This is a genomic window from Nocardia aurantiaca (assembly GCF_009708175.1).
Classification (GTDB): Bacteria; Actinomycetota; Actinomycetes; order Mycobacteriales; family Mycobacteriaceae; genus Nocardia; species Nocardia aurantiaca.
Map to the genome: position 1 here is coordinate 348,551 of NZ_WMBB01000008.1, position 16,107 is coordinate 364,657.

16 protein-coding genes are annotated in these 16,107 nt (G+C 67.3%); 8 read left to right on the plus strand and 8 right to left on the minus strand.

The window, feature by feature from the left end:
- Positions 1–253 precede the first annotated feature (253 nt).
- From GLP40_RS19315 to GLP40_RS19330, 4 genes are all read right to left on the minus strand, one after another.
- Positions 254–2,605: an MMPL family transporter gene (locus tag GLP40_RS19315; RefSeq protein WP_154789301.1), complete on the minus strand. Its 2,352-nt coding sequence runs from the start codon at positions 2,603–2,605 to the stop codon at positions 254–256.
- Positions 2,606–2,760: 155 nt separating this feature from the next.
- Positions 2,761–3,936 (minus strand): fumarylacetoacetase, encoded by a 1,176-nt coding sequence (fahA, locus tag GLP40_RS19320; protein WP_154789302.1) that lies wholly within the window; start codon positions 3,934–3,936, stop codon positions 2,761–2,763.
- 55 nt (positions 3,937–3,991) lie between these two features.
- Positions 3,992–5,197 (minus strand): homogentisate 1,2-dioxygenase, encoded by a 1,206-nt coding sequence (locus tag GLP40_RS19325; RefSeq protein WP_154789303.1) that lies wholly within the window; start codon positions 5,195–5,197, stop codon positions 3,992–3,994.
- A 69-nt stretch (positions 5,198–5,266) separates the two neighbouring features.
- Positions 5,267–5,893, minus strand: a complete 627-nt coding sequence (locus GLP40_RS19330; RefSeq protein ID WP_154789414.1) for a TetR/AcrR family transcriptional regulator — start codon at positions 5,891–5,893, stop codon at positions 5,267–5,269.
- Positions 5,894–6,417: 524 nt separating this feature from the next.
- Here GLP40_RS19330 and GLP40_RS19335 point away from each other — a divergent pair.
- Positions 6,418–8,241 carry an acyl-CoA dehydrogenase gene (locus tag GLP40_RS19335; RefSeq protein WP_328290378.1) on the plus strand — a complete coding sequence of 608 codons (1,824 nt, stop codon included), beginning with the start codon at positions 6,418–6,420 and terminating at the stop codon, positions 8,239–8,241.
- A gap of 69 nt (positions 8,242–8,310) precedes the next feature.
- Positions 8,311–8,460, plus strand: a complete 150-nt coding sequence (locus GLP40_RS19340) for a hypothetical protein (protein ID WP_154789305.1) — start codon at positions 8,311–8,313, stop codon at positions 8,458–8,460.
- A 41-nt stretch (positions 8,461–8,501) separates the two neighbouring features.
- Here GLP40_RS19340 and GLP40_RS19345 read toward each other — a convergent pair whose 3' ends face one another.
- Positions 8,502–8,792, minus strand: a complete 291-nt coding sequence (locus GLP40_RS19345) for a hypothetical protein (protein ID WP_154789306.1) — start codon at positions 8,790–8,792, stop codon at positions 8,502–8,504.
- Between the two features lie 479 nt (positions 8,793–9,271).
- Here GLP40_RS19345 and GLP40_RS19350 point away from each other — a divergent pair, with 479 nt between their 5' ends.
- On the plus strand, positions 9,272–9,565 hold the full coding sequence (locus GLP40_RS19350; protein WP_230329700.1) for a hypothetical protein: 294 nt from the start codon (positions 9,272–9,274) through the stop codon (positions 9,563–9,565).
- A 128-nt stretch (positions 9,566–9,693) separates the two neighbouring features.
- Positions 9,694–10,332: a hypothetical protein gene (locus GLP40_RS19355; protein WP_154789307.1), complete on the plus strand. Its 639-nt coding sequence runs from the start codon at positions 9,694–9,696 to the stop codon at positions 10,330–10,332.
- A gap of 6 nt (positions 10,333–10,338) precedes the next feature.
- On the opposite strand, the gene GLP40_RS19360 is transcribed toward GLP40_RS19355, so the two are convergent.
- The 3 genes from GLP40_RS19360 to GLP40_RS19370 are packed head-to-tail and all read right to left on the minus strand — an operon-like array spanning position 10,339 to position 12,787.
- The gene (locus GLP40_RS19360) at positions 10,339–11,154 is read right to left on the minus strand and encodes an exodeoxyribonuclease III (protein ID WP_328290379.1); all 816 of its coding nucleotides are present in this window, start codon (positions 11,152–11,154) and stop codon (positions 10,339–10,341) included.
- Between the two features lie 52 nt (positions 11,155–11,206).
- Complete coding sequence (locus tag GLP40_RS19365; RefSeq protein WP_154789309.1) at positions 11,207–12,157, minus strand: N-acetylglutamate synthase, CG3035 family; 951 nt, start codon at positions 12,155–12,157, stop codon at positions 11,207–11,209.
- Positions 12,158–12,163: 6 nt separating this feature from the next.
- Positions 12,164–12,787, minus strand: coding sequence for a peptide deformylase (locus GLP40_RS19370; protein ID WP_154789310.1), 624 nt, complete (start codon positions 12,785–12,787; stop codon positions 12,164–12,166).
- Between the two features lie 349 nt (positions 12,788–13,136).
- Here GLP40_RS19370 and GLP40_RS19375 point away from each other — a divergent pair, with 349 nt between their 5' ends.
- From GLP40_RS19375 to GLP40_RS19390, 4 genes are all read left to right on the plus strand, one after another.
- Positions 13,137–13,454: a DUF3263 domain-containing protein gene (locus GLP40_RS19375; protein ID WP_154789311.1), complete on the plus strand. Its 318-nt coding sequence runs from the start codon at positions 13,137–13,139 to the stop codon at positions 13,452–13,454.
- Between the two features lie 91 nt (positions 13,455–13,545).
- Positions 13,546–14,103: a LytR C-terminal domain-containing protein gene (locus GLP40_RS19380; RefSeq protein ID WP_328290380.1), complete on the plus strand. Its 558-nt coding sequence runs from the start codon at positions 13,546–13,548 to the stop codon at positions 14,101–14,103.
- Positions 14,104–14,232: 129 nt separating this feature from the next.
- Positions 14,233–14,901, plus strand: a complete 669-nt coding sequence (gene sodC, locus GLP40_RS19385; protein WP_154789312.1) for a superoxide dismutase[Cu-Zn] — start codon at positions 14,233–14,235, stop codon at positions 14,899–14,901.
- An 18-nt stretch (positions 14,902–14,919) separates the two neighbouring features.
- A complete protein-coding gene (locus GLP40_RS19390) occupies positions 14,920–16,068 on the plus strand; it encodes a glutamate--cysteine ligase (protein ID WP_154789313.1) in 1,149 nt (382 codons plus the stop codon).
- Positions 16,069–16,107: the final 39 nt, after the last annotated feature.

The following is a 16,107-nucleotide window of genomic DNA, read 5'->3' on the forward strand; positions in this document are numbered from 1 at the left end:
CGACGATACCGGGCCGCGTTACGCGAACACCTCGAGACAGTGGAATATCCGATTCGGTCTGTTCAGGGGGATGGATGCGGCCGGGAGAAGTTCGCCTCGGAAGTGGACCTCGACGCCCTGCCCCGACGGGGTAATCACCGGACCTCGCCGGGGAACTCGGACGCGCCCTGCGGTACTGGGGCGGGAATATGACGCACTACGCCCTCACCGACGTTGACCATCCTGGCCGCCCCGCGCCGCCATAGGCGACGCCTCACCTGCCGGAGGTGGTGCTCATGACGCGGTCGTCGGCATGGGTGCCGGCCTCGGCGTCATCGGTGCGCTGGTGCTCGGTGCGCTCGCCCTCGGATACCGCCGCGCCTGAATCCTCCTCCAGCCCGATCCGCTTGTGCAGCGCCGCAAGCGGTTTCGGCGCCCACCAGTTGCCGGTGGACATCAGGCGCATGAGGGCAGGGGCCAGCACGCCGCGAATGATGGTGGCGTCGGAGACCACGGCCAGCGCCAGGCCGATGCCGAACAGCTTCATGGGTGCGACCTCGGAGGTGGCCACGGCCAGCAGTACCACGGCCATCAAACCGGCCGCGGCGGTGAAGATCCGGCCGGTGCGGGCGACCCCGAGGGCCACCGAGCGGGTATTGTCCGCCGGGCCGCGGTCGGAGGCCAGCCACTCCTCGCGAATGCGGGACAGCAGGAAGACCTCGTAGTCCATGGACATGCCGAAGGCCAGGCAGAACATGAGGATCGGCATGAACAGGTCGAGGCTGCCGGTCGAGGTGAAACCCAGCAGCCCGGACAGGTGGCCCTGCTCGAAGACCCAGATCATGGCGCCGAAGGTGGCGGTCAGCGACAGCATGTTCAGCAGCAGCGCCTTCACCGGGAGCACCACGCTGCCGGTGAACAGGAACAGCAGGATCAGGGTTATGACCGCAATGAGCCCGGCCGCCAAGGGAATTCGGCTGATGACCGAATTCATGGTGTCCTCGTTGAGCGCGGCCGCGCCGCCGAACAGCACATCACCGGGCGCGGACACCGCCCGCAGGTCCGCCAGCTGTCGCTTGCCCTCGGCGGAGTACGGCGCGACCTTGGTGCCGACCGAGAGATAGGTCCCGTTCGGGCCCGTCATCTGCGGGATACCGGCCGCCACCCGCTTGCCGGTCGGTGGGGCGCCATCCGCGGACGGCAGCGCCATGTAGACGCCCTCGCTGGACAGCACCGCCGCGACGCCCGGCACCTGCGACAGGCTCTTGGCGTACGCGCCGATTTGCGCCGCGTCGCCGTGGAATCCGGGCAGCACGACCACCGCGCTGGAGGCCATATCGGCATCGAAGTCCTGCCGCAACGCGTCACCCACCTGGCGGCTGGACGCGAAGGCGCCGATCACCCGATCGTCCGGTGTGCCGAAATGCGCCTTCAGGAACGGGGATCCGAGCGCCAGCAGCGCCGCCGCCGCGATCACCGCGACCGGCAGCGCGCGCCGCATGACCGCGGTGACCAGCCGGTACCAGAAGGTGTCCTCGGCCCGCTTGGGCGCGGGCTCGCCGCGACCGAGCAGGCGGCGCACCGGCTTCCGCAGATCCCAGGCATTCACCCGATCGCCGAGCAGCATCAGCGCGGCGGGCAGCAACAGCACCGAGGCGCCCACGGCGGCGGCGACCACCGCGACGCCGGCGTAGGCGAAGGACTTGAAGAACGGCTGCGGGAAGACCGCCAGTGCCGCCAAGGCCAGGGCGACGGTCAAGCCGGAGAACACGACCGTGCGGCCCGCGGTCCGCACCGACCGCAGAATCGCGGCGCGGGTGTCGCTGCCATTGGCCAGCTCCTCGCGGTACCGGCTGACAATGAACAGGCTGTAGTCGATGGCCAGCGCCAAACCCAGCGCGCTGGTCATGTTCAGCGCGAAGATCGACACATCCATGACCGTGGTCAGCCCGCGCAGAATGCCGAGTGTCGCGGCGATCGCGAACAGCCCCACGCCCACCGGCAGCAGCGCCGCGACCACACTGCCGAACACCAGGACCAGCAGCACCGCCGACACCGGCACCGCGATGGCCTCGGCCAGCAGCAGATCCTTCTCGACCTGGTGATTGATGTCGGCGAAAGAACCGGCCATGCCGCCGACCCGCACCCGCACGCCGTCGCGATCGCCATTGAGCTGGTTCGACAGATCGGCGGCCCGGTTCTGCACCTCGGTATCGGTGCCGGTGACCGTGGCCATGATGAGCCCGCGCTGCCCGTCCTTGCTCTTCAGCGCGGCGGCCAGATCGGAGCGGGTCGTCAGGCTGGTCCAGTAGGACTGCACGCCGCTCACGGTCGAGTCCTGGCTCAGCTCATCGGTGATGCGCTGCGCCTCGGCGCGCACCTGAGGGCTGTTGACGCCGCCGTCACCGCTGACCATGACGATGAGGTTCGGATTGCCGCCGGGGAAGTTCTGTGCGATGAAGTCATTGGCGCGCACCGACTCCAGCGAGTCGGTGAGGTAGCCCCCGCCGACCATATGGGATTTCGCGGTGGCTCCGAAGCCACCGCAGATGAGCATCAGCAGCAGCGCGGCCACCAGGACCGCGCGCGGGCGCGCCATGGCGAACCGGGCAAGACTGGTCAACATCGACGCACCCTCCGAAGTCTTCAGACCTTCGGAACGGTAACGTTCCTGACCTACCGGTCGGTAGGGTCAGTGACGATGGTCATTGTCATAGTTCACGGCTATAGCTGGTGAATCGTGCGGACGCAGTGCGGGCCGCATCCGCGCACGGGCGAGACTCAGGCGCTCGCAATGCGCCCTCGCACCTCACCCAGCTCCAGGTGGCCGCCCCCGACCGCCGGTGCGGACGCGGTGATCACCACCTCGTCGCCGTCATCGAGGAAGGTCCGTTGGACCCCGTTCAGGTCGATGGGTTCGGTACCGCCCCAGCTCATTTCCATCAGCGACCCGCGCTCGCTGCGATCGGCCCCGGAGATGGTGCCGGAGGCGAACAGATCGCCGGTGCGGGTCGAGGTGCCGTTGACCGTCATATGGGCGAGCATCTGCGCGGGGGACCAGTACATTCGCCGGAACGGGGGAGTGGAGACCAGCTGGCCGTTCCACTCGATTCTCACCCTGATATCCAGCCCCCAGGACTCGTCGTCCCGTAGATACGGCAGCGGCTCGGGATGCTGCGGCGGCAGCGGAATCCGCGCCTCGGTCAGCGCGTCGAGCGGAGTCACCCACGCGGACAGGGTGGTCGCGAAGGACTTGCCCAGAAACGGGCCCAGCGGCTGTCCCTCCCATGCCTGAATATCCCGCGCCGACCAGTCATTGACCAGCGCCACCCCGAAGACGTGCTCGGCGAACGCGTCGGTCTCGATCGGCCTCCCGAGCTCCGAGCCCGCCCCCACGATGAACCCCAGCTCGGCCTCGATGTCGAGGCGGCGGCTCGGCCCGAAATCCGGTGTGCCGGAGTCTGTCCGGCGCTGCCCCTGCGGCCGGATGATATCCGTGCCGGACACCACCACCGTGCCCGCGCGACCGTGATATCCCACCGGGAGGTGCCGCCAATTCGGCAGCAGCGGTTCACCGGCCGGTCGCAGCATCCGTCCCATGGCGGTGGCATGGTCGAGACTGGCGTAGAAGTCGACGTAGTCGCCGATCTCCACCGGCAGGTCCAGCCGCACCGCGCGCACCGAATGCACCGCCGTCGCAGGCAATTCCGAGTCGGCGGCGACCCGCACCCGCTCCCGGATCTCCCGCCAGCACTGCGGCCCCTGGGTCATGAAGGCGTTGAGGCTGGGCTGGGCGAACATCGGATCATCCAGCGCCACCGCCAGATCGATGATCGAATCGCCCAGCCGCGCCCCCACCCGCGGGGCTTCGCCCAGCGGGCGGAACACGCAGTACGGCAGGTGCGCCGGGCCGAATCCGGAATCCGCGGGAACCTCGATGTGTACCCGGCTGTTCATATCCCCACCACCCACTCCCATGCCACCAACCCCTGCACCGTCGAACCACTCGGACTCAGATCCACTCGGACGGCCCTCGTCCCGACCAGGTCCAGGCGTAGCCCGCGTCCTCGCACGCCAGCGCGCCCTCGCCCAGCTGCAACGGGTGGAAGGTGTCCACCATGACCGCCAGCTCGTCGAAGAAGTCGATCCCGATGCTGTCCTCATAGGCCCCCGGCTGCGGACCGTGGGCGTATCCGCCCGGATGCACCGACACCGAGCCCTGTCCGATCCCGGATCCCTTGCGCGCCTCGTAGTTTCCACCGCAATAGAAGAGGATCTCGTCGGAGTCCACATTCGAATGGTAGTAGGGCACCGGAATCGAGCGCGGGTGGTAATCGACCTTGCGCGGCACGAAATCGCAGATCACGAAGTTCTGGCCCTCGAAGACCTGGTGCACCGGCGGCGGCTGATGCACCCGGCCGGTGATCGGTTCGAAATCGGCGATATCGAAGGTGAACGGATACAGGCAGCCGTCCCAGCCCACCACGTCGAAGGGGTGGGTGGCGTAAACCATGCTGGTGCCGACGATCTCACGGGCGGGCCGATGCTTGACCAGCACCTCGACATTCTCGCCCTCACCCAGCACCGGTTCCGTGGGCCCGTGCAGATCCCGTTCGCAAAAGGGCGAATTCTCCAGGAACTGACCGTATTTCGACAGATACCGCTTGGGCGCGGTGATGTGGCCGGTGCCCTCGATAATATAGGCGCGCAACGGTTCCGGGCCGTCCGGGACCCAGCGGTGCGTGGTGGCGCGCGGCAGCAGCACCTGATGCCCCTGCCGCACGGGCAGGGTCCCGAAGACGGTTTCCACGCGTCCCGAACCGGATTCGATATAGACCAGCTCATCGCCGACGGCATTGCGGTACAGTGCCGATTCCCGCAGTGCCGCCACGTAGGAGATGCGGACATCGGCATTGCCGAGCAGCAGCCGTCGCCCGGTCACCACATCGCTGTCGCCCGGCTTGTCGCCCAGGAACAGCTCGTGCAGCTTCAGATGCCGGTGCCGCAGTGGATGATTCGGGTACAGCCGCTGTTCGGGCAGCACCCATACCGATGAATCCACAATGGCCGGAGGCAATCCCCGGTGATAGAGCAGCGAGGAATCACCGGAGAACCCCTCTTCTCCCATCAGCTCTTCGTAATAGAGCCGGCCCCGCTCATCGCGATGCTGCGTGTGCCGCTTGGGCGGCACCGAACCAACCTGCCGATAGAACGTCATGGCGGCCTCCCGCTGACCGATGGTCCCGTTCCCATCGTAGCCATCGGATAACGGGAGGACCCCGCATTCTCAGGCGTGGCGCAGGGCCCGATACACCGCCGCGCCGACGAACTCGCCCAGCGTGTCCGGGGTCCACTCGCCCGGATCGGTGAGCAGGGTGCGCACCGCGCCCTCGCCTGCCGAGACCCACAGCTCGACCAGGGCCGAAAGCTTGCGTTCGGCCTGCGCGGTGCCCCAGGCCTTCAAGGTCGGGCGCAGCCGGCGGGTGCAGCGCTCCACCGCGAGCAGCCGGCCCTTGCCGAACGAATCCGCCACGGCCGGATCGGGATTGCCGTACATCAGGCGCCAGGTGTCGGGCCGCCGGGACACGGTGTGCAGCAGGGCGCGGAAGCCCTCCACGAAGACCGCCTCGTCGGCTTCGACCCGGCGGCGCGGCAATGCCTCCATCACACCCTGCACCAGGTAGTCCTCCTCGCGGCGGATGAGCGCTTCGAGGAGCTCCACCCGATCGGCGAAGCAGGCGTAGACGACCGGGCGGGTGACCTTCATGCGGTCGGCCACCGCGGCGATGGTCACAGCCGCGATGCCGTCGGCGACGGCGATCTCGAGGGCGGTGTCGAGAACCTGTGGGCGACGACGTTCGGGACCCAGGTGCCGCGCGCGCTGGCGTGGTCGTATCGCCGAGTCGGTGCCCATGCGCACCGACGATAGCAGTGCGCGACGGGCGGGGAACGGCAGGTCGCGGCCGGTACTCGGGTCATCGGCCGGGTATGTGACGTCCATGCTCCAGCGGCTTTACAGCGCCGTTTCCCGCGGTGGGAAACGGACCCGAGCGTGCACGCTGCGGGGCATGCATCACCTGCCGTTCACCCCGACCGACCGCGGTGTCACGGGCGAGCGCTGGCCAAGAACTTCATCGGCGCCATGACGGGCCGTCTGCTCGATGCGCATATGCGAGCCTGGGTTCCCGTGAATCCTGTCACCGTCACTCCGGCGCAGGCCAAGGAGCTATAGAGCCGCGATTCCCTGATCGTGCGCATAACGGCGCGGTTAACTTTTGGGAATCGGCCGCGGTCGGATGTGGCATTTCGGGTGAAGGGGCTTACCTACGCTTGCGTAACAGGACGGGCGTACGGCAACCTCGCCTTGATCTTCGAGATATTCGATCAGATCCATCGATATCGCTCGACCAGTTCACACTCAGCCGAGGAGGCCCTTCCGTGTCCCACTACAAGGCGAACCTGCGAGACATCGAGTTCAACTTGTTCGAAGTTCTGGGCATCGGGGAACTGCTGGACCAGGGCGCCTACGGCGATCTCGACGGAGACACCGCCCGGGAGATGCTCGCCGAGGCGAAGCGTCTGGCGGAGGGGCCGGTCGCGGAATCGTTCGTCGAGGCCGATCGCAACCCGGTCGAGTTCATCCCGGACCAGCACACCATCATCGTGCCCGAATCGCTGAAGAAGACCGTGGCCGCGGTCAACGAGGCCGGGTACTCGGGTCTGGGCATGGCCGAGGAGATGGGTGGCGTACCCGCACCCAATGCCCTCATCTGGGCCATCCAGGAAATGCTTGTGGCCGCGAACAATTCGGCCTGCTTCTTCAATATGGGCCCGCTCATGCACAAGGTGCTCTTCGAGGAGGGCACCGACCAGCAGAAGCGCTGGGCCACCCACGCCTGGGAGAACCGCTGGGGCGGCACCATGGTGCTGACCGAGCCCGACGCCGGTTCCGATGTCGGCATGGGTCGTACCAAGGCCATCGAGCAGGCCGACGGCACCTGGCACATCGAGGGCGTGAAGCGCTTCATCTCCGGCGGCGACGTGGGCGACACCGCCGCCAATATCTTCCACCTGGTGCTGGCCCGCCCCGAGGGCGCCGGCCCGGGCACCAAGGGCCTGTCGCTGTTCGTGGTGCCGCGCTTCCTCTTCGACACCGAGACAATGGAGCTCGGCGCCAGGAACGGCGCGCTGGTCACCGGCGTCGAGCACAAGATGGGCATCAAGTCCTCGCCCACCTGTGAGATCACCTTCGGTGGCGCCACGCCGGCCGTCGGCTACCTGGTCGGCGGGGTGCACAACGGCATCGCGCAGATGTTCAAGGTCATCGAGAACGCGCGAATGATGGTGGGCGCCAAGGCCGCCGGCGCGCTGTCCACCGGTTACCTGAACGCCCTCGAGTACGCCAAGCAGCGCGTGCAGGGCGCCGATCTGACCCAGATGACGGACAAGGCCGCACCGCGCGTCACCATCACCCACCACCCGGACGTGCGCCGCTCGCTGGCCGTGCAGAAGGGCTACGCGGAGGGCCTGCGCGCGCTCTACATGTACTGCGCCTCCTATCAGAACGCCGATGTGGCGCAGGCCAATTACGGCATCGACGCCGAGCTGGCCGAGCGGGTCAACGACCTGCTGCTGCCGATCGTCAAGGGCTGCGGCTCCGACCGCGGCTACGAGACGCTGACCGAGTCGCTGCAGACCCTGGGCGGCTCCGGCTTCCTGCAGGACTACCCGATCGAGCAGTACATCCGCGACTCCAAGATCGACTCCCTGTACGAGGGCACCACCGCCATCCAGGCGCAGGACTTCTTCTTCCGCAAGATCATTCGCGACAAGGGCGTGGCGCTCGCCCACGTCGCCGGCCTGATCCAGAAGTTCGTCGACGCCGGCCCGGACCAGTTCAAGGTCGAGCGCGGCCTGCTCGGCGCGGCCCTGGCCGACGTGCAGGCCATGGCGGCCGCCCTCACCGGCTACCTGATGGCCTCCCAGCAGCAGGTCGACGAGATCTACAAGGTCGGCCTCGGCTCGGTCCGATTCCTCTACGCCGTAGGCGATCTCGTCATCGCCTGGCGACTCCTGGAACACGCCACCATCGCCCAGACCGCCCTCGACGCCGCCGCCGACAAGGACAAGAACTTCTACATCGGCAAGGTCGCCGTCGCCTCCTGGTTCGCCAAGAACAAGCTCCCCCTTATCAGCGGCGTTCGCTCGGTCGTCGAAAACCTCGACAACGACATCATGAAGCTGGACGAGGCTGCCTTCTAGCCCTCCGAGATCCCCTCGGCGGGTTCACGCGGTCGTCGCGACACTCTCGACTCAGAGGTTGCGGCGACCGTGTCGTTTTCGGAGGATTCGGCCGGGTCGGTTCAGCGCGCGGCGGACTTTCCGCGTTCCTGGTCGCCCAAGAAGGCTGGGGCGCAGCTCCTCGCCGAATCGGCGCGTCTCAATACGAAGATCGTTTCGGACACCGAGTACTACCTCTGACACCATCGTGTGGTGGCTCCCGGCAACGGCCGGGCGCCATGTCAACACGCCGATGATGCCGCGGGTCCGGAAATGCCGCGCAGGGTGACGCCGTCGCGTAGGGCGTGAACCGCCCGCGCGGTGTCAGGCCACGGGGCTCGCGGGCCCGTGGTCGGCAGCTCCCGTCGTCGGTGCCGGCCGCGTGTCGGAGGAGCCGACACGGGAATGGGGAGCACGACCGTCGGTGCGTCCAGTAGGGCGTGCAGGTGGGCGCTGAAGGCCTCGAGGCTGCCGTAGCGCGTGAGGATCTCGCCGAGCAGCCTGTGCGCACTCGATCCTGTCGGATTGTTCATCTCGCCCCTCCGAGGTCCGCCACCGGCCGGAGCCGGTCCTGTTCGGCATTCTGCACGAGATCTCCGCTTGCGTAGCTACTTTGGAGAAACTGTGACTTTCCGTGCCGTGAATACTCTCGATTTGTGCCATAGGCGCAGAATTCTGGCTGCTCCAGCGCCAGATCTCACTACCGTCCGATACGGGTGAGCGGAGTCGGGAACCGCGGCGTGGCTCGGAATGGTTATCTCGTCGCACCCTCGGTTCGGATCACCCTCCCGGGACCATCGCTCGACGGCCCCGGAATCAGATGCCCTGCTTCACCATCCTCGAGCGGTGCATCGTGCGCGGAAAGTTGCTCGACGGCCGGGTGGATCAGCCCGCAGACAATGTGATCCACCCGGCCCGAGAACAACGTGACCGTGACGGGGAGCCGCACCGTGCCAGGGGAGCGGCCGTTCCCTGAGCGGATATGTCGGCGGATGACCTTATGGTTGGGCGTATGACCGACATTGCTCCTCTGGCCGCTTCTACGCGGGCGGTGTTCGGCGATCCGGGCGTGCACGCGGTTGTTCGGTCCGGGCGTACCGTGCACGCGGTCGGGCTCGGGCAGTGGGTCGGCACGGAAGAAGTACCGGAATTGTTGTGCCGCACCGGTGTTGCGGGATGGTCTCCTACCGCGCTGGAACCGACACGGGCGGAAGTGACTTGCGCGCGGTGCCTGCGCAGGATCGGCCGATCCGGTTCGCCGTCGGAGCAGATTTCGCTGTTCGGTGATGAGAGCCAGGACGGATAACCTCCAGGGCTCCTGGAGATCTCGTGACCACGTGTGTTTGTCGGTGACTCATGACTCGCCGATGTGACACGCAGATTCGATTTGTGACGACGCGGTGAAGTGTCGTATTCAGCGGGTACAACTACGGAATGGTCTACCCGGTCAGCTTCGGCTGGATCCAGATTCTGCTGCTGGCGCTCGGCATCGCGGCGATCGGATTGCTTGTCACAGCCGTTCTCGAGGCGCGCAAGGTCGGCTGGCGGGCGCTGGCCGGGCGGGGCGCGGGTGCGGTCGGGCTCGGGCTCGTCGCACTGGTGATTCTGTGGATCACCACGCTGCTGCAAACGTTCCTGGGGCTCACCGGGGAGGTGAAGGCCGCGCATATCGAGGCCAAACCCGTTGCGGGGCAGGACCACATGATGACCGTGGACCTGACCATCTACGGCGACAAGGACCACGGTGACCAGCACAAGACCTATCAGGTCGAAGGCGACATGTGGGTGCTGCAGGCCAATATCGTGGAACTCGAACCATGGGTGAACGCCCTCGGCTTCAACTCCGGCTACAAGGTGACCCGCCTCTACGGCCAGCGCCTGGACGGCGTCGCCACCAAACAAAACCAGATCTTCCTCAATGGCAGCGACTCCGACTTCTTCCAGGACATGAAGCATCGGTCCTGGTACACAAAACCTTTCGTGCGCTCGGCCTACGGCAACGCGGTCATCGCCACCGCCGGAACCTACGACGTCTTCATCTCCCGCGACGCCATCAAGACCCGGCCCGTCTAGTCCGCTCTAGTCCGCGAGCTCGGCCACCACGGGCGCGTGATCGCTGGCGCCCTTGCCCTTTCGCTCCTCGCGGTCCACGTTCGCTTCGATGACGCGGGCCGACAGAGCGGGGGAGGCGAGGATGAAATCGATGCGCATGCCCTCCTTGCGCGGGAAGCGCAGCTGGGTGTAGTCCCAGTAGGTGTAGACGCCCGGACCGGGATGGAAGGGCCGCATCACATCCGAGAAGCCCACGTCGTGGAAGGCATCGAACGCGTCCCGCTCCCGTTCCGACACATGGGTCTTGCCCTCGAAGAACTCCGGTGACCAGACATCCAGATCGGTCGGTGCGATATTCCAGTCGCCGACCAGCGCGATCTGCGCCTCCGGATCCTCCGACAGCCACTTGCCGCCCGCAGCGCGCAGGGCGGCCAGCCATTCCAGCTTGTAGGTGTAGTGCGGGTCGTCCAGGGCGCGGCCATTGGGCACGTACAGGCTCCACACCCGCACACCGCCACAGGTCGCGCCGATGGCGCGGGCCTCGACCACAGGCGCGCTCAACAGTGATGCACCCGCGTCCTTGTCGAATCCGGGCTGATCCGGGAAGCCGATCTCGACATCCTCGATTCCCACCCGCGAGGCGATGGCCGTCCCGTTCCACTGGCTGTGGCCGACGTGCGCGACCTCGTACCCGGCAGCCTCGAAGGCCTCGAACGGGAACTGCTCGTCCTTGCATTTGGTTTCCTGCATGGCCAGCACGTCGATATCGGCCCGGTCCAGCCACGCCAGCACCCGATCCCGCCGGGTGCGGATCGAATTGACGTTCCAAGTGGCGATGCGCACGGCTGTGAACCTTTCAGCACTAGTGTCCAACGAAAGCCGGGCGGACGCGCGATCAGGGCGCGGCGTACCGGTAGCGGTGGTGTTCGACGAACCCCATCTCCTGATACAACGCCAGCGCCGCGTCATTGTCGTGCGACACCTGCACGTAGGCGTGCGTGGCTCCGCGCGATTTCCCCCATCGGATCATCTCCGCGCACACCAGCGCGCCCAGCCCGTGCCGCCGATGCTCGGCGGCCACCGCCACGCAGGTCAGGCCCACCCAGCGGCGGCCGTCCGGCGCGGTCGTGATCGCGGCCCGGCCGATGGCCAGCGGCGTCGGCAAACCCAGTGTGGCGAAGGCGACTTCGCCGTCGCGGATCGCCGTCAACACCTCCACCAGCGGCGTCGACCCGAGTTCGACGTCCCCGCCGCGATGGCGGTGCATGGACAGCCAAGCCCCGTCCGGCTCCGGGGTGAAGCGAACCATCGGCGGCCCGGGCGGCAGCGCCATGGTCTCGATATCGATGGCCAGCACCTGGGTTTCGTTCCAGCTGCGCCAGTCCGCGGGCGCGGTGGCCAGCCGGTCGGGCAGTTGCAGTTGCAACGGCAGGCCGAGCGCGGTGTACCACTCGCCGATGCGGTGCAGAGTCTCGGTGTCGGTCAGGGCGGGTCCGTCCGTACCGCCCAGTGGCACCGCGGAATTCGCGCGATGGGTGTACCCGTCACCCGCGCGCAGCAGCCAGCCGCCGATCCAGGACCGCCGCAGGCCCGGCCAGCCGTCGGCGGCCGCCGCCTCCAGGGAGCGGATCTCACTGGTCCGAATGGGCCTGGGCCCGAGCGGCTTCCAGGCCACCACCTGATCCCGGGCGATCGAGACCACCTGGCCGTCGGCGGTGCGCACGGTCAGCGGGTCGGTCGCGGTGAGTTCGCCGATCACATCCGTCAGCGGTTGTGGATAGCCCGCGGGCAGACGGTAGCGAACCACCATCCGCGTACCGATCGGCGGGAGTTCGGAATCGGTCATGTCCGATCAGTCGTCGAGATCGTCGTCGTCATGTCCGAAGGGGTCCGGCACGGTGCCCGGGACCCAGCTCAAACCCGGCTTGCCCCAGCCGTTTCGCTTGATGGCCTTCTTGGCGGCGCGGGCATTGCGGCCGATCAGAACGTCGACGTAGAGGAACCCGTCCAGGTGCCCGGTCTCGTGCTGGAGCATGCGGGCGAAGAAGCCGCGGCCCTCGATCTCGACCGGCCGGCCGTGCTCGTCGGTGCCGGTGACCTTCGCCCAGTCGGCGCGGCCGGTGGGGAACTGCTCACCGGGGACCGACAGGCAGCCCTCGTCGTCCTCGTCGGGATCCGGCATGGATTCCGGGATCTCGGAGGTCTGCAGCACCGGATTGATCACGCAGCCGCGGCGGCGCACCAGCGTGGCGCCGTCGGTGTCTTCCGGGCAGTCGTAGACGAAGATACGCGGTGAGACCTCGTCCTCGTCCTTGATGATGACCTGGTTGGCGGCCAAGCCGACGCCGTGGGCGGCGTCCATGGTCTCGTACATATCCGCGATCAGCTCGGCCAGCTCCTCCGGGGACTGCGTGACCGGAGTGGTCGCGCGGTGCAGAACCGGATCGCCGACAATGCGAATCGGGAGAATAGCCATGCGGAGAGCCTACTGGGCGGCCATTTTGCGGGAGCTCACACCCTGGACACGCGCCCGCGGTTTCGCGGCCGAGCGGGGGTAGGGCGGAGCGTTCGATTCTGCACTGCGGCTGGAGAGACCTCCGCCTTGGAGAAGCGGAGGAGGGAGGATCGAGACCGCGGCTCCGTAGACCTGCGCCGTGGCCGTGACCCCCGGAGCGACGCGCAGGGCGGAACAAGCACGACACGCCGAGGGCCTCCTCGTTGAACACGCCGATTGGTACGCATCCGGAAGCCTCACCCGCGTGGTTGAATGATCGGCGACGCACAAGCACCATATTCGTCTGGTGACCACTCGGCGAGGGAGCACTATGGACAGCGCAGCGGCACGCGACATACCCGCAAGCGAGGACGGCCCTTCCGACGAGGATGGCGCTCACGGCCTTTCCCGCCGTGAGCTCGACATTCTCGACTTCGAGCGCAAGTGGTGGAAGTACGCCGGCGCGAAAGAGGAAGCCATCCGCGAACTCTTCGACCTCTCGCCCACCCGCTACTACCAGGTCCTGAACGCGGTCGTCGACAAGCCGGAGGCGCTCGCCGCCGACCCCATGCTGGTCAAACGCCTGCGCCGGCTGCGCGCCAGCCGTCAGAAGACCAGGGCCGCACGCCGTCTCGGTTTCCAAGTGTGAACCGCGCCGGGAATGTGAAGCAGCTTTCGACACCGCGTGCGTGCGCGCTTGATTCCGCGCGTGCGCCCCTTCACCCATTAGGCTCGACGCCGTGAGCAACCCGAATTCGCCGGCCGGTGGTCCGCCGCTGCGGGCCCTGGCGATGGTCCTGATCGCGCTGGCCATCGTGTTCGCGGGGATGGGCGCGATGTCGCTGTCGAGTTCGGACTCCTCGACCAGCAGCGCCGACTCGACCTCGCAGCCCAGCACCACCACTGCGGCACAGCAGAATTCGGCCCAGGCCGGCACCACGCCGCCGGTCACGTCGGTTCCGCCGACGACCACTGCCGCGCCCGCATCCACCACCGCCACCACCGCGGCCGCGGGCGTCGACAAGACCATTCCCGTGCGGGTCTACAACAACGGCACCGTCCCCGGTCTGGCCAAGAAGACCGGCGACCAGCTCAGCTCCGACGGTTTCAACGTGACCGAGGTGGGCAACTATCCGAGCGGTGTCATCCCCAAAACCACCGTCTACTACGGCAGTTCGCCCAAGGAGCAGGCGCTGGCCAAGGCCATCGCCGCCGAACTCGGCTGCTCGGCCGAGCCCCGCTTCCCCGGAATCGCGGACTCACCCTCCGGTGTCATCGTCATCGTCATCGGTAACTGAATCGCCGCTGGAAAGAAACCGCGCGGCCCCTCCACGGGACACATGCACGGCTCTGGCATCATCTTGTCCGGTACGAACTATGCCCACCCTGCTTTCCCGATAAACTCGGACTCGTAAAGGAGTTCCCCGATGGCCTCGTCCACAACTCGTCGCCCGTCCTGGTGGACTGTCGCTCCGGTGCTCGCGGTCGCGGCTCTCGGCCTCACCGCCTGCTCCAACGGCCAGGAATCGACCGACGTCAAGGGGACGACCCCGCCGGTGTTCACCAGCTCGCCGGCCCCGGCCGGCACCGCGCACGGGACCGAGGGCGGCACCGTCCCGCAGGACTCCACCAGCGTCACGCTGAAGGACCCCAGCGGCGGCACCGTCGGCACCGCCACCATCGCGAAGGTGGGCAACCACCTCGAGATCACCGTCGAGGCGCACGGCCTCAAGCCCGGCTTCCACGGCCTGCACTTCCACCAGTTCGGCAAGTGCGAGGCCAACTCCGCCCCGCCGGCCGGTGGCGCCCCCGGCGACTTCCTCTCCGCCGGCGGCCACCTCCAGGTCGGCGAACAGAACGCGCACCCGTCCAGCGGCGACCTGACCTCGCTGCAGGTGCTCAAGGACGGCAGTGCCAAGCTCGTGACCACCACCGACTCCGTCACCCTGGATGAGCTGAAGGGCAAGGCCCTGATCATCCACGCAGGCGCCGACAACTTCGGCAACATTCCCACCCGGTACGCGACCGCACCGGATGCGGAAACCCTCGCGACCGGCGACGCGGGCGCACGGGTCGCCTGCGGCGTCGTCGCCTGAACACTCTCGAGGTGAGCCATGGCCGGGGCAGGCAGAACGAAGGTCCCCTTCAATTCATCGCCCCGGCCCACGCTCGGAGTGGAATGGGAGATCGCGCTCGTCGACAAGACCACGCGCGACCTGTCCAACACCGCCGCAGCTGTTTTCGAAGCCTGTGGTGACCTGCGGGCCTGGGACGGCACCCCGCAGATCACCAAGGAACTGCTGAAGAACACCGTCGAGCTGGTCTCCGGCAAGCATGACACCGTGAGCGAGGTGGTCGACGAGCTGCGCGCCACCCAGGACGCCGTGCGCCGCGCCGCCGACCAGGTCGGCGTCGACCTGTTCTGCGCCGGCACCCATCCGTTCGCGCAGTGGTCCACCCAACAGCTCACGCGCAGCGCGCATTACGACGAGCTCATCGAGCGCACCCAGTGGTGGGGCCGCCAGATGCTCATCTGGGGCGTGCACGTGCACGTCGGAATCTCTCACCCGGACAAGGTCTTCCCCATCCTCAACGGGCTGCTGCCGTCCTATCCGCATCTGCTGGCGCTGTCGGCCTCCTCGCCCATGTGGGCGGGCGTCGACACCGGCTATGCCAGCAACCGGGCGCTCATGTTCCAGCAGCTGCCCACCGCCGGGCTGCCCTTCCAGTTCGAAAACTGGGACCAGTTCGAGGGTTTCGTACACGACCAGATGAAAACCGGTGTGATCGAACAACTCGGCGGCATGCACTGGGACATCCGGCCCGCGCCCAAGTGGGGCACCATCGAGGTCCGCATCTGCGACGGTACCCCCACCAAGACCGAACTGGCCGCCATCGTGGCCCTGATCCATTGCCTGGTGGTCGATCTCGACCGCCGGGTGGAATCCGGCGAGACCATGCCGGCCATCCTGCCGCCCTGGCACGTGCAGGAAAACAAGTGGCGCGCAGCGCGATACGGGCTCGACGCCATCGTCATCACCGACGCAGACAGCAACGAGCGGCTCGTCACCGACGACCTCATGGAACTGCTCAACCGGCTCGAGCCGACCGCCAAGAGTCTGGGCTGCGAGAACGAGCTCGCCCTGGTCGCCGATATCCCGAAGAAGGGCGCGTCCTATCAGCGGCAGCGCCGGGTGGCCGCGGCCACCCATGGCGATCTGGTCGCCGTGGTGGACTCGCTGGTGCGTGAACTCGCGCAGTGAGAACGTCTTTCGCCGTTGTGATTTCGATTACGGCGAGAT